This is a genomic window from Embleya sp. NPDC056575 (genome assembly GCF_042793325.1).
Taxonomy (GTDB): domain Bacteria; phylum Actinomycetota; class Actinomycetes; order Streptomycetales; family Streptomycetaceae; genus Embleya.
Window position 1 is genome coordinate 35,340 of sequence record NZ_JBHTVA010000039.1, and the last position, 12,194, is coordinate 47,533.

Below are 12,194 nucleotides of genomic sequence, written 5' to 3' on the forward strand. Positions count from 1 at the left end.
TCCTCCCGGTCGTACGCCTGATTCCCGTCAACCGCAACCGGCCACGGCGTTGTCGGATGGTTTTGTTGGGGGATCAGCGGGTGATCAGGGCCAATACTCGGCAGGGGCTGCCTGAGCCGTTGACGATCGGGAGCGGGGCGGCGATGACGATCGCGCCGGTGGTCGGCAGTCGGTCCACGTTGCGCAGTTGGGTGAGGCCGTACTTGTCGGCGCCGAGGAAGAAGTCGTGGCACGGAAAAGGCGGATCGAAGGCGAACGCGCGGCCGGCATCGGTGCCCACGGTCTCCACCCCCATGCCCAGGATGCCGCTGTCGGCGAGCAGGCGGGCGGCGTCCGGTGTCAGACCCGGCGTGTGCGGGCCGTCGTCGTCGGCGTTCGCGAAGTCCGCCGGGTCGTCGCCGCGAGCGGCCCAGCCGGTGCGGTAGATCAGCCAGCCGCGGTCGGGCAGCGCGCCGTGCTCGGACTCCCACTCGCGGAGGTCCGCGACGTCGAGCAAGTAGTCCGGGTCGGCGGCGACTTCGGCGGTCTTGTCGATGACGACGGCGGGGCCGACGAGGCGCTGCGCCGGTACCTGCGACACGTCGTCGAGGTCCCGGCCGCTGATCCAGTGGTTCGGCGCGTCGAAGTGGGTGCCGGTGTGTTCGCCGGTGCGGAAGTTGTTCCAGTACCAGGCCGGGCCTCGGTCGTCGTAGCGGCTGATCTCCTCCAACTCGAACGGGGCCGTCTGCCCGTACTCGGGCGGCAGGGCGAGCAGCGGTGTGCCCGCGTGCAGCGGTGAGGTCAGGTCGACGACCTCGATCGAGCCGTCGAGCAGGTGGGTCGCGAGGGCGGTCAGATCGACCATGGGTGCTCCTTGCCGGGTGCGGGGAATCGGGCCTGAGGGATGGGGTGTTCGTGCGCGCCGATGGGTTTGCGCGCGTGGGCGAGTCGCGTGCTCAGGCGGGGCGAGCCCGCGACTTCGTTTGCAAAGCCGCCACGGCCTCGCGTAGTGCCGTGCCGTTCTCGTCGGCGAGTGCGGCCGACGTCAGGTGGGCGAGTGCCGTCGCGGCGTCGTCGCGTCCGCGCAACTCCCGGGCGGCGTCCAGGAGAACGGCGAAACTCTCGCTGCCGTGCCGGTAGGTGTCGCCGTAGCCCTTGACCACCCGCCGGCACTCGACGATCTCGCAGGCCAGCGCGTAGTCGCCCGACGCGGTCTCCACGACCAGGTCCAACCAGGCGTCGATGGCCGTCTGTTCCCGACCGAACCGGCCCGAGCGTGGTCGCAGCGGGCGCATCCCGGCCATGGTCCACAACATCGTGTAGCCCACGACTCCCGTGGTGTTGACCACCATGCCGTTGCGGGTGAGCCTGGCGACGAGCCTCCCGAAGAGCGCCGACCGGGACAGCGGATCACCCAGCCGCGCGGGCAACGTATCGGTGATCTCCTCCAGTTGCGGATGCAGATACTCCCGCACCTGCATCGGTTGTCGCGGCTCGGTCCGCGCCCGCTCGCGGATGTCCTCGATCCGGCGTCGGCGGATCTTCTGCAACCCGACCTGGATGGTGTCCTGGTAGCACATCCACAGCGCGACGTGTCGGGCGGTCTCGGTGGTCAGCCTCGCCTCACCTCGTGGGTCGTGCTCCAGCGCGCCCACCCGGGCCACCCGATCGAGATAGCGGTCGGTGTACGACGGGTTCTGGTACACCGCCGTGCGTTCGCAACCGTGGAGCAGCATCGAACGGGCCGCCTCCGGGAACTCGGCGACCCGCGCGGCCCGATCGCGCAGCGCGGGGCCGACCAGCCGTGCCGGATCCGTGTCGGCGAGCGCGCGCCGCCGCCGCTCCTCGGCGTTCGCCGCCTCGACCACCGGATCCGCGGGGGGCCGGCTGCCGATCGTCACCGCCACCGGTCCGCCCCCCGCCGCGCGCGGGCGGGCAGGCCGCGGCGGCGGCTGCCGGGCCGCGTCGTACCCCAGCGCGAACGCGGCCAACGAGGACTCCACCCCCTTGCCCGACGCTCGCACCGCGTCCTCGAACCGGTCACGATCGAAGGGAAGTTCCCCCGTCCCGGCCAACGCGCCGAACAGCGACGCGCTGATCACGCTGCCCGCCTGCCCGGCCAATTCCAGGAAGTCGGCGCCCACGAATCGCCGCGCGCCCCGGTGCGCCGCGTCGAGCAGCAGGTCGCCGTCGACGCGCCCGTCCCCCATGGCGATGCGCTCGGTGATCGCGTAGACCCGGTGGGTGGAGGCGATCAGCGCGGTGCGGTCGGGCGTACAGAAGCCGCGCTGGATCGCCCGTCCCGCCTCCATGAGTTCCGACGCGATGACGATGTCGACCTCGCCCGGCGTCGGGAACAGCGCGAGGATCGGCTCGGCGCGGCCCCCCTCGGGCGGTTCGGCGTCCGGCGCCGGGAACAACTCGACGTAGTAGACGGTCGCGCCGGTGCGCTGGGCGACGCCGGCGACGGAGGTGCTTTGCGCGGTATACCCCGCGGTCTCCGCCACGGCGACGATCCAGTCCGCCAGGACCCCGCCGCCCTCGCCGCCCATGGCCAGGATCGCGATGGTGATCGGGCGTGGTGCGGGCTGTCGGTTCGACATCAGGCCACCTCGTACTTCGCGGCGCGACGCTCGACGGGCGCGGACAGCGCGGCGATCCAGGCCGTGCGGATCCTCGCCAGGACGCGGTCCCGCCGGGTCGGGTTGACCACCACGTCGGTGCGGTGGAAGGACGGGCACAACGACGCCGCGTGCGCGTTCGCGCCGCATACCCCGCAGCCGACACACGTGTCGGTCACCGCGGCGACCGGGTCGGTGCGCATGGGGTCGGGGTTGGCGGCCAGGGTCAGCGACGGGCAGCCGGAGATCCGGATGCACGCGTGGTCGCCGGTACAGGTTTCCGCGTCGACGCCGAACCGCTCGCGGACGACCCGTTTTCCCTCCCTGATCGCCTTGTTCGTCCGGGGCCGCTCCCGACGCTGCCGGTTCAACTGGCATTCGCTCTGCGCGACGATGACCTTGGGCCCCGGTTCCTTCGTGGTGAGCGCACGCACGAACAGGTCGCGCAACTCCCCGACCCGGTAGGTGTCGGTGACGGTTTTCGTCCACTTGACGCCGATGCCGCGCACGGCCTTCTCGATCGGATGCCCGGTGGAGCGTCGCGGATGGTCGACGGCGGAGGAGAGCACGTCCTGCCCGCCGGTGGCCGCGCTGTACGCGTTGTCGACCACGACGAGGAGTTGATCGTTGTCGTTGAAGACCGCGTTGCCGACACCGCTGGTCAGACCGTTGTGCCAGAACCCGCCGTCACCCATGATCGCGATGGTCCGACGGTCGGCGTCCTTGGAGTTCAGTGCCGCGGCGCCGGCCGACCCGAGCCCGTAACCCATGGTCGTGGCACCGAGGTTGAACGGTTCGTTGATCGAGAACAGGTGACAGCCGATGTCCGCGCTGATGTGGTGCGCGCCGGTCTCGCGCTCGGCGAGCTTGAGCGCGCTGAAGATGGGCCGCTCCGGGCAGCCGGTACACAGGCCCGGCGGGCGGGCCTGGACCGCCTGCGGATCGACCCGCTCGGCGAACGGGCTGCGCGGGTCGGTTTCGGGCAGCAGCAGCGTCGGTTCGCCGGCCAAAACCTTCGGCAGGTACCGGGACAGGAAGGCGTGCACCCCTCGGGTGACCGCCGACGCGGTGTACTCGCCGGCCATCGGCAGCAGATCCTTGCCGTGCAGCGCCGCGGCGACCTCGGCGCGGCGCAGGATCGTGTTCAGATTCTGCTCGATGTAGTCGGGCTGCCCCTCCTCCAGGAGCAACACCGCGCGCTTGTCCGCGCAGAACTCGACGATCTCCGTGTCCACGACCGGATACGTCACGTTCATGACGTAGAGCGGAATCCGGGTGCGGCCGTACGGATCCGAGCAACCGAGCAGCTCCAGCGCCCGGTTGACGGTGTTGTACAGGCCGCCCTGGACGATGATCCCGATGTCGGCCTCTCCGGCGCCGAACACCTCGTTGAGCCCGCGTTCGCGGATGAAGTCCAGTGCGGCCGGCAGGCGTTGGTCGATCTTCTCGCGTTCGTGCCGGAAACTCGCCGGCGGCAGGACGATGCGGTCGAGCTCGCGTCGAGGGTTCTCGATCGCGTCCGTGACGGTCATCGGCGGGCGCACGTTGTCCTTGGCGACGAACGTCCCGTGCAAGTGGCAGGAGCGCAGCCGAAGTTGCAGCAGTACCGGGGTGTTGCTGACCTCGGACAGCTCGAAGCCGGACTCGACCGCCTCGACGATCGCGGTCAGGTTGGGCCGCGGATCGAGCAGCCACATCTGCGACTTCATCGCGAACGCGTGCGAGCGCTCCTGCATGATGCTGGAGCCCTCGCCGTAGTCCTCGCCGAGGATGACCAACGCGCCACCGGTGACGCCGCCGCTGGCCAGGTTGGCCAGCGCGTCGGAGGCGACGTTGAGGCCCACCGTCGACTTGAACGTGACCGCGCCGCGCAGCGGGTAGTGCACCGAAGCGCCCAACATCGCGGCGGCGGTGGCCTCGGAGGCGCTGTTCTCGAAGTACACGTCGAGTTCGTCGAGGATGTCGTGGGCGTCGCCGAGTACGTCCATCAGGTGCGAGATCGGCGCGCCCTGGTAGCCGCCGACATAGGCCACGCCGGACTGGAGCAGGGCCTTGGTGACCGCCAGGATGCCCTCGACGTGCAGCGTGGTGCCCGCGCCGTGGCGCAACTGTCGGACTTCGGTGGCAAATGACCGCTCGGCCATGGCCGGCTCCTGTTCGTTCGTCCGTGGTGGGTCGTGACGCGCGGCGTGGTGCGGCCGTGATCGTCGGCGCGAAGGGGGCTGGATGCGGGTACGCGGGGCGTGGTGCCGCCCGCGAAGTGGCCCGGGGGCGCGAGTGGTTGCGGCTCAGCGAGTGCCGGTGCGCCGCCGCCCGGTGCGGATGAGTCGTTGCGCCACCAGGTGTCCCGATCCGGCGCCCAGTCCGGGACCGGGGTGGGTGGAGGCGCCGATGTGCCAGAGCCCGGGTACCGACGTGGCATGCCGGGCGGCGGCGGGCAGCGGGCGCCACAGGAAGTTCTGGTCGAGTTCGGCGGAGCCGCCGTACGGGTCGCCGGCGACGGCGTTCGGGTTGGCCGAGGCCAGGTCGGTCGGGGTGACGGCGTCCCACGCGAGGACGCGCTTCGACAGGCCGGGGGCGTGGCGGGCGATGCGGGCCAGGACCCGGCGTACGTACCCGTGGGTCAGCTCCTTGGTCCAGCCGCCGCCGGTGTCCAGCTCTCCCGCCGCGTCGCCCCTTGGGGTGTACGGCAGTTCCTGGAGTTGCAGCCACAGCGCGGCGGCGCCCTCGGGCACGCGTGAGGGGTCGAGCACGTGTTGTTGGCCGACGACCACGGTGGGTCGGCGGGGGAGCAGACCGGCCTCGGCCTCCGCGCAGGCGATCGCGGTACTCGCCGAGCCGTCGCTCAGGTGCAGCAGCGGTACGCTCGCCAGGCGCTCGTCCCGCCAGTCGAGCGGGGCCGACAACGCGACGTGGATCTGCATCGCCGCGCGTCCGTACCGGTAGCGTCGGGCCTGCTCGCGGACCGCCGCCGGCACCGGGGCCGACGCGGGCAGCAGGTCCCCGTACAGCGCGGTCGGGGTGACCGAGGCGAGCACCGCGTGGCGCGCCGTGATGGTCTCGCCGCCGTGGACCACCCCGCCGATCCTGCCGTCGCTCACGAGCAGTCGCTCCACCGGAGTGCCGGTGCGCACGTCCACGCCGCGTTCGGCGAGCAGCGCTTCGAAGGCGCGGACGAAGTTCCCCGCCCCGCCCGCGACCACGGGCAGGCCGAAGCCGTGCATCGTGGCGGCCAGGATGGGCACCATCAGGCCGCCCTGGGCGTGGTCCGGCGACAGCCCGGCATGCAACAGCCAGGGGGCCCACAGCAGATCGGCCTCGTCGCCGCGGAACTCGCCGCGGCAGTAGGAGCGTCCGCTGGTGACGGTGGCGCGCAGCCACGCCTCGGTACCGGTCAACCGCTCCCGGCGCACCATGCGCAGTGCGGGCCGCAGGGCGCGGGCCGAGCGTGGCTCGCCGCCCATGAGGGCGCCGATGTCCTCGGCGCTGTCGAGGAATCGCCGCACCATGGCGAGGTACGCGGCGCGGTCCTCGGCGTGGGCGAACGCCCGCGCGGTGGTGTCGGCGTCGCGGTGACCCAGGACCACACGGCCGTCGTCGGTGACGGTGCCGGTGACGTAGTCCTCGGTGTTGCGGTACTCCAGACCGTGGCGGTGCAGGTCCGCGCCGAGCGCGGCGTAGGCCCCGCCCGACACGAAAAGCGGATGCCACGAGGAGTAGGTGTCGTGCAGGTAGCCCGGCAGGGTCCGTTGTTCGGTGGTGATGAACCCGCCCAGGCGCCGATCGCCCTCGACCAGCACCACCGACCAGCCCGCCCCCGCCAATTCGGCCGCCGCGACCAGACCGTTCACACCGGATCCGACGACCACCGCGTCGACGGTCTGTGCCATGGATACTCCTCGGGGTCGGGGTGCGCGGCGGTTGATCGGGGGAATGAATGGAACCGATCATTCGGCCCGCTCATTCGTTCGGGATCGTTTTTCTCGCGGCCGGTCCCGGCGTCTCGTGGGCGATCTTCGGGTTTCCCGGACGGTCACGGGGTTGCCAAGAAATTACGGGTAGTCGAAATGCCGCACCGTCCGCGGAACGCGGGTGGCCATCCACATTCCGCCGGGTACATGCCCGGTACCCGGGGCCGGGACACGCGCGGGGACCCGGGTGCGGACTCGGGCGCGGACTCGGGTGCGTGGCTTACGTGCGCGGCTCAGCCGCGCAGCGTCTGCGAGGGGTGTTCGCCGAACTGCTCCCGGTAGGCGATCGCGAAGCGCCCCGGGTGGAAGAAGCCCCAGCGGTAGGCGACATCGGTGACCGTCGTCGTGCCCGGCTCGGCGGCGGTCAGATCGGCGCGGACCCGGTCGAGGCGCACCGTGCGCAGATACGACACGGGTGTGGTCTCCAGGTGCCGGCGGAAGCCGTCCTGCAGGGCCCGTACGCTCACCCCCACCGCCTCCGCCACGTCCTCCACGGTCAGCGGTTCGGCGGCGTGGCACTCGATCAGCTCCATGGCCCGGCGGACCGCGGGCGGCGCGACCCGGGGCTGGCGACCGTGCAGCGCGGCGCTGAAGTTGTGCGGCTGGGTGAGCAGGAACTGGGTGATCAGCAGATCGGCGAGCCGGCCGAGGATCAACGGCTGGTCGAGCATGCCGCCGGGGTTGTCCGCCTCGCGCCGCAGCAGGTCGACCACGCCGAGCCAGGAACGCGCGGCGGGGGTGGTGAGGTCCATGCCGAGGTCGAAGCGTACGGGCGTCCGGGGCCGGCGGCCGAGCAGTCGGCCCAGGTGGTGCTCCAGCGCGATCCGGTCGATCCACACGATCAGCTGCGGGTTGCCCGCGCCCCAGTGCATGGCCAGGGGGTCGGTCGGCGCCGGTACGGAGGCACGCTGCGGAGTCGAGGCGATCCGGGCCCGGCCGCAGGTGATCTCCGCGGCCCCGGCGAGCGGTATCTGGATCAGGTAGAAGGCCTCCAGGGCACCGGGGGTGATCATCACCTCCGTGCCGTAGTCGAGGTAGAACAGGCCGGTCTCGCCGAACGCCACGCCGTGCATGCGCGCGTCGAGTCGCGCGGCGCGCCCGACCAGCCGTAGGTCGTGGGCGCAGAAGGCACGCCCGACGTGCGAACGCGCCACGTCCACGTCGGAGGTGTGGAACCGCTCGTGCGCACCGAGGGGGAGTGGCGCGTCGGACGGGAGCCGGACATCGGGCAACAGCGGTGCGTCGTGGGCGAGCGACGCGTCGGGCGAGAGCCGTGCGTCGAGCGGGAGTTGAGCGTCGACCATCCCGACCTCCAGCCGAGAGCGCGATCCGGACAGGGAGCAGCGTGTTGCGGACGGCAGGTCCAGGGCCCCGCACCTATTTTTTCGACAACTCCCGGCAAGGACACAGGAGACAGCATGAGTGGATTGTCGGTCAAGACCGCGCTCATTACCGGCGGGTCGACGATTATCGGGAAAGCGGTCGTTCGCGCATTCCGTGCGGCGGGCGCGAATGTCGTCGTCGCGGATATCGACGAGGACGGCGGCCGCGAATTGACGGACGAAATGGACGCGGGTGTTCTGTTCCTGCGCACCGACATCACCGACGACGCGCAGGTCGCCGACTGCGTCGCCCGCGCGGTCGACGCGTACGGCCGGTTGGACGTGCTGGTGAACCTGGCCTGTTCGTACGTCGACGACGGCTTCGCCTCGACCCGCGACCAGTGGCATACCGCCCTCGACGTGAACGTGGCGAGTGCGGCGCTGCTGGCCCGGGCCGTGCATCCGCATCTGCTCGCGCGGGGCGGCGGGGCCATCGTGAACTTCACCTCCATCTCCGGGCGGGTCGCCCAGCCCGGGCGCTGGCTCTACCCGGTGAGCAAGGCCGCCCTGATGCAGCTGACCCGCAACATGGCGGTGGATCTGGCCGGCGACAACATCCGGGTCAACTCGGTGAGCCCCGGTTGGACCTGGTCGAAGGTCATGGACACGCTCACCGACGGCGACCGGGCCAAGACGGACCGCGTCGCCGCGCCCTTCCACCCCCTCGGCCGCGTCGGCGACCCGGAGGAGGTCGCCCGCGTGGTCGTCTTCCTCTGCTCCGACGAGGCGTCCTTCGTCACCGGCGCCGACTGGGCCGTCGACGGCGGGTATTCGGCCATCGGCCCGGAAGGTCTCGTTCCCGCGATCGCGAAGCTCGCCGAGTGAGCCGGCACCGACCAGGCAGTGACCAGGTGGTGACCAGACGGTGACCACGTGGTGACCAGGCAGAGCGAACAGGCAGTGATCAAGCAGTGATCAGCCAGTAATCAGGACCCTCGGGACCGGAGGAGAACGCCCATGCGCGACATCACCATCATCGGGGCCGGACAGGCCGGCCTCCAGCTCGGCATCGGACTACTGACGCACGGCTACCGGGTGACCCTGGTGACCGACCGCACCGCGGAGCAGATCCGCGACGGTCGCATCATGTCCAGCCAGTGCATGTTCGGTACCGCGCTCGCCCACGAACACAACCTGGGCCTGAACCTGTGGGACCGGGACTGTCCCCCCGTCGAGGGCATCTCGTTCGTCGTACCCGACGGCCGCGGCGGCACCGCGATCTCCTGGGCCTCACGGCTGGACGCCGCGGCCCGCTCGGTCGACCAGCGGGTGAAGATGCCGGCCTGGCTGGCGGAATTCGAACGGCGCGGCGGCCGGATCGAACTGCGCGAGGCGGATGTGACCGATCTGGAGTCCTACGCCCGCGAGTCCGACCTGGTGATCGTCGCCGCGGGCAAGGGCAGGATCGCCGGCCTGTTCGAACGGGACGCCCAGCGCTCGACGTTCGACCGGCCGCAGCGCGCCCTGGCGCTCACATACGTCACCGGGATGACGCCCAGGGACGAGTACTCCGCGGTCGCCTTCAACCTGATTCCCGGCGTCGGCGAATACTTCACCTTCCCGGCGCTGACCACCACCGGACCGTGCGACATCATGGTCTTCGAGGGTGTTCCCGGCGGCCCGCTCGACTGCTGGGCGGACGTCGACTCGACCGAGGAGCACGTCGAGCGCTCCCTGCGGATCCTGCGTACCCACCTGCCCTGGGAGGCCGAGCGCTGCGCCGACGTCGCGCCGACCGACGCCAACGGCGTGCTCGCCGGCCGCTTCCCGCCCACGGTGCGCAGGCCCGTCGGGCAACTCCCCTCCGGCGCCCTCGTTTTGGGGATGGCCGACGTCGTGGTGCTCAACGACCCGATCACCGGGCAGGGTTCCAACAACGCGAGCAAGTGCGCGGCCTCGTACCTGGCGAGCATCCTGGAGCACGGCGAGCGGCCCTTCGACGGCGCCTTCCTGCAGGGGACGTTCGAACGGTACTGGGACTACGCGCAGTACGTCGCGGCGTGGACCAACGCCATGCTGGGCGCGCCGCCCGAGCACGTGCTCGAACTCCTGGGCGCGGCGGGCGGCGATTCCCGGATCGCCCACCGTTTCGCCAACGGCTTCGACGATCCGCGCGACTTCTTCCACTGGTTCATGGACCCCGACGCGGCTCGGGTCTACCTCGACGCCGCCGCGGTTTCGGCGGGCACGGTGGAGGCGGTTCGGACGGGCGGCGTGCCGGCGGCGACCGTGGGGAGCAGCGCGTGACGGGCGTGGCCGTCGTCGGCGGAGGCGGGGGCGGAGGCGGGCAGAGCGGCCCGGGGCGGGCCGACGCGCGGCCGCCCGGGAATCCACTGCGCCGGGCCTTCGGGCAATACGCGACCGGCGTCACCGTGGTCACCGCCCGGGGTGCGGACGGCCGGCGGGTGGCGATGACGGCGAACTCCTTCACCTCCGTGTCGCTGGACCCGCCCCTGGTGTTGTGGTGTCCCGGTGCGAACGCGCCGAGCCTGCCCCAGTTCAGGTCGGCCACGCACTTCGCGGTCCACGTGCTGGCCGCCGACCAGCACCAGCTCTCCAGCCGGTTCGCCACCCCGGCCGAGGACAAGTTCGCGGACACCCCCACCACCGACGGCATCGCCGGAACTCCGCTGTTGGAAGGGGTCGTTGCCCGATTTCAGTGCCGGACGGTGCAGTTCGTCGACGCCGGCGACCACGTCGTCATGATCGGCGAGGTCGAACACTACGAGGCGCCCGGCGGGGAACCCCTGGTCTTCCACTCCGGCCGCTACCACCTGGCCACGAAACACCCGGATGTGTGAACGACCGGAATAACCCCCGGGCGGGCGGCCCGGGCCACGCCGTGCCCGTGTTCGAAGCCCGACCGGCCGATTTCCACCGCGATTCGAGCATGCGTACCCACGGCCGGGGGCAGGTCTTCGCGACACGATGATTCGACCGACGGGGAGGAGGGGTCCCGATCGTGCGCAGGCTCCCGGCCGGACACCCGGGTCGACTTCTCGCCGTCGCGCTCGCCGCGATCCTCGCCGGCTCGTCGACCGCCGGCTGCGACGCTTTCCCGGAGCACGTCTGTGGTGGCGGAGAGTATCCGGTCAAGCGGATCGGCAGCGCCACGGGCAGACAATGTGTGCCCGACGACCGGGATCCGCCCCCGGGCACCGTGCGCTATCCGGCCGGCAAGGTGCCGCGAACCGTGGGCGACAAGTGGGACGAACACTGGCGCGGGACCGTCTTCGACGCCAACGGCAACCCGGTCGCCGAGGACCCGACGCTGCCCCCACCCTGACGCGCCCCGACGGGCCGGCCGGTGCGTACCCCGGCCGGCCGGCTTGTACGGACCACCACGCCGCACCGAGCCGGCCCCGGTCGGCGCGACCGCGGCGAATCAGTCGGCGGTGGGCGGTTTCGGCTTCGACGTCGACCTGGGTTCCGTGTGGTGGGGTGCCGGGGTCGTCGTGATGTCGTCGGGGCTCAGGAGTCCGATCAGTAGGCGGGTGATGATGCGGTCGAAGAGCGCGTCAGTCGACTCCTCGGCCGCCGGGGGTTGTCCGGCCAGGGCGGCGGCGAGGTGCGGGTGTCGGCCCGCCGTGGCGACGCGGGTGAGGTATTCCGCCTGGGCCTGTTGCCACTGGGGGATGGTCTGTCCGGCGAGATGTCGGGTCACCTCGGCGCGGGTCAGGGCGGCGATGACGGCGTTGAGGATCGCGATGGCTTCCAGCTTGGTACGGGGGGCCACGTCGAGGTCGGCGAGCACGGTGAGGGCGTGTTCCAGGTAGGTGACCGCGTCCGGTCCGACCGGTGTTCTGGTGGCGGTGGCGTCGAGCAACCACGGGTGCGCGAGGTGGACGCTCCTGCTCTGCCGGGCGAGGGCGAGCAGGTCGTCGAGCCAGAGTCCGGAGCCGAGTTCGGTGTAGGAGATCTCGCCGTTGACCCGGTCGATCATCAGCTCGAGCAGTTCGTCGCGGGTGGCCACGTAGCGGTAGAGGGACGCCGGTCCGGCCCCCAGGGCGTCCGCCACCGCGCGCATGGTGACGGCGGGCAGGCCGTTCGTGTCGGCGAGGGCCACGCCGGCGGCGGCGATGCGATCGCGGTCGAACGTCGGCACGGGGCCGCGGCTGGCGCGCTCGGGACGCAGCCAGATGCTGTGGGCGGGCGGCTCGGTCATGGCCCCTCCTGTTCTGCGAACGACGTATGCAGTACCTTAGGGCACACCTGAACTGCGAACATCGATCGCAGTAAAT

10 protein-coding genes are annotated in these 12,194 nt (G+C 71.3%); 4 read left to right on the forward strand and 6 right to left on the reverse strand.

Annotation, left to right across the window (positions count from 1 at the left end; all coding sequences use genetic code 11):
- Positions 1–73: 73 nt before the first annotated feature.
- The 5 genes from ACFRCG_RS28315 to ACFRCG_RS28335 all read right to left on the reverse strand — a co-directional run bounded on the left by ACFRCG_RS28315 (position 74) and on the right by ACFRCG_RS28335 (position 7,875).
- Positions 74–844 (reverse strand): cyclase family protein, encoded by a 771-nt coding sequence (locus ACFRCG_RS28315; protein ID WP_380036536.1) that lies wholly within the window; start codon positions 842–844, stop codon positions 74–76.
- A 91-nt stretch (positions 845–935) separates the two neighbouring features.
- Positions 936–2,582, reverse strand: a complete 1,647-nt coding sequence (locus ACFRCG_RS28320; RefSeq protein ID WP_380036538.1) for an indolepyruvate oxidoreductase subunit beta family protein — start codon at positions 2,580–2,582, stop codon at positions 936–938.
- Positions 2,582–4,744, reverse strand: coding sequence for a thiamine pyrophosphate-dependent enzyme (locus ACFRCG_RS28325; protein WP_380036540.1), 2,163 nt, complete (start codon positions 4,742–4,744; stop codon positions 2,582–2,584). Before ACFRCG_RS28325 ends, ACFRCG_RS28320 begins: the two co-directional genes overlap by 1 nt.
- 144 nt (positions 4,745–4,888) lie before the next feature.
- Positions 4,889–6,490 (reverse strand): phytoene desaturase family protein, encoded by a 1,602-nt coding sequence (locus ACFRCG_RS28330; protein ID WP_380036542.1) that lies wholly within the window; start codon positions 6,488–6,490, stop codon positions 4,889–4,891.
- A 314-nt stretch (positions 6,491–6,804) separates the two neighbouring features.
- The gene (locus tag ACFRCG_RS28335) at positions 6,805–7,875 is read right to left on the reverse strand and encodes an AraC family transcriptional regulator (RefSeq protein ID WP_380036544.1); all 1,071 of its coding nucleotides are present in this window, start codon (positions 7,873–7,875) and stop codon (positions 6,805–6,807) included.
- Positions 7,876–7,989: 114 nt separating this feature from the next.
- On the opposite strand from ACFRCG_RS28335, the gene ACFRCG_RS28340 reads away from it, so the two are divergent.
- The 4 genes from ACFRCG_RS28340 to ACFRCG_RS28355 all read left to right on the forward strand — a co-directional run bounded on the left by ACFRCG_RS28340 (position 7,990) and on the right by ACFRCG_RS28355 (position 11,239).
- The gene (locus ACFRCG_RS28340; RefSeq protein WP_380036546.1) at positions 7,990–8,778 is read left to right on the forward strand and encodes an SDR family oxidoreductase; all 789 of its coding nucleotides are present in this window, start codon (positions 7,990–7,992) and stop codon (positions 8,776–8,778) included.
- Between the two features lie 132 nt (positions 8,779–8,910).
- The gene (locus ACFRCG_RS28345) at positions 8,911–10,200 is read left to right on the forward strand and encodes a styrene monooxygenase/indole monooxygenase family protein (RefSeq protein WP_380036548.1); all 1,290 of its coding nucleotides are present in this window, start codon (positions 8,911–8,913) and stop codon (positions 10,198–10,200) included.
- On the forward strand, positions 10,197–10,754 hold the full coding sequence (locus tag ACFRCG_RS28350) for a flavin reductase family protein (RefSeq protein ID WP_380036550.1): 558 nt from the start codon (positions 10,197–10,199) through the stop codon (positions 10,752–10,754). Before ACFRCG_RS28345 ends, ACFRCG_RS28350 begins: the two co-directional genes overlap by 4 nt.
- A 161-nt stretch (positions 10,755–10,915) precedes the next feature.
- Entirely contained in the window at positions 10,916–11,239 is a 324-nt protein-coding gene (locus ACFRCG_RS28355) for an SCO0607 family lipoprotein (RefSeq protein WP_380036552.1), read from the forward strand.
- Between the two features lie 99 nt (positions 11,240–11,338).
- Here the strand turns inward: ACFRCG_RS28355 and ACFRCG_RS28360 are convergent, their stop codons facing one another.
- Complete coding sequence (locus ACFRCG_RS28360) at positions 11,339–12,118, reverse strand: TetR/AcrR family transcriptional regulator (RefSeq protein ID WP_380036554.1); 780 nt, start codon at positions 12,116–12,118, stop codon at positions 11,339–11,341.
- Positions 12,119–12,194: the final 76 nt, after the last annotated feature.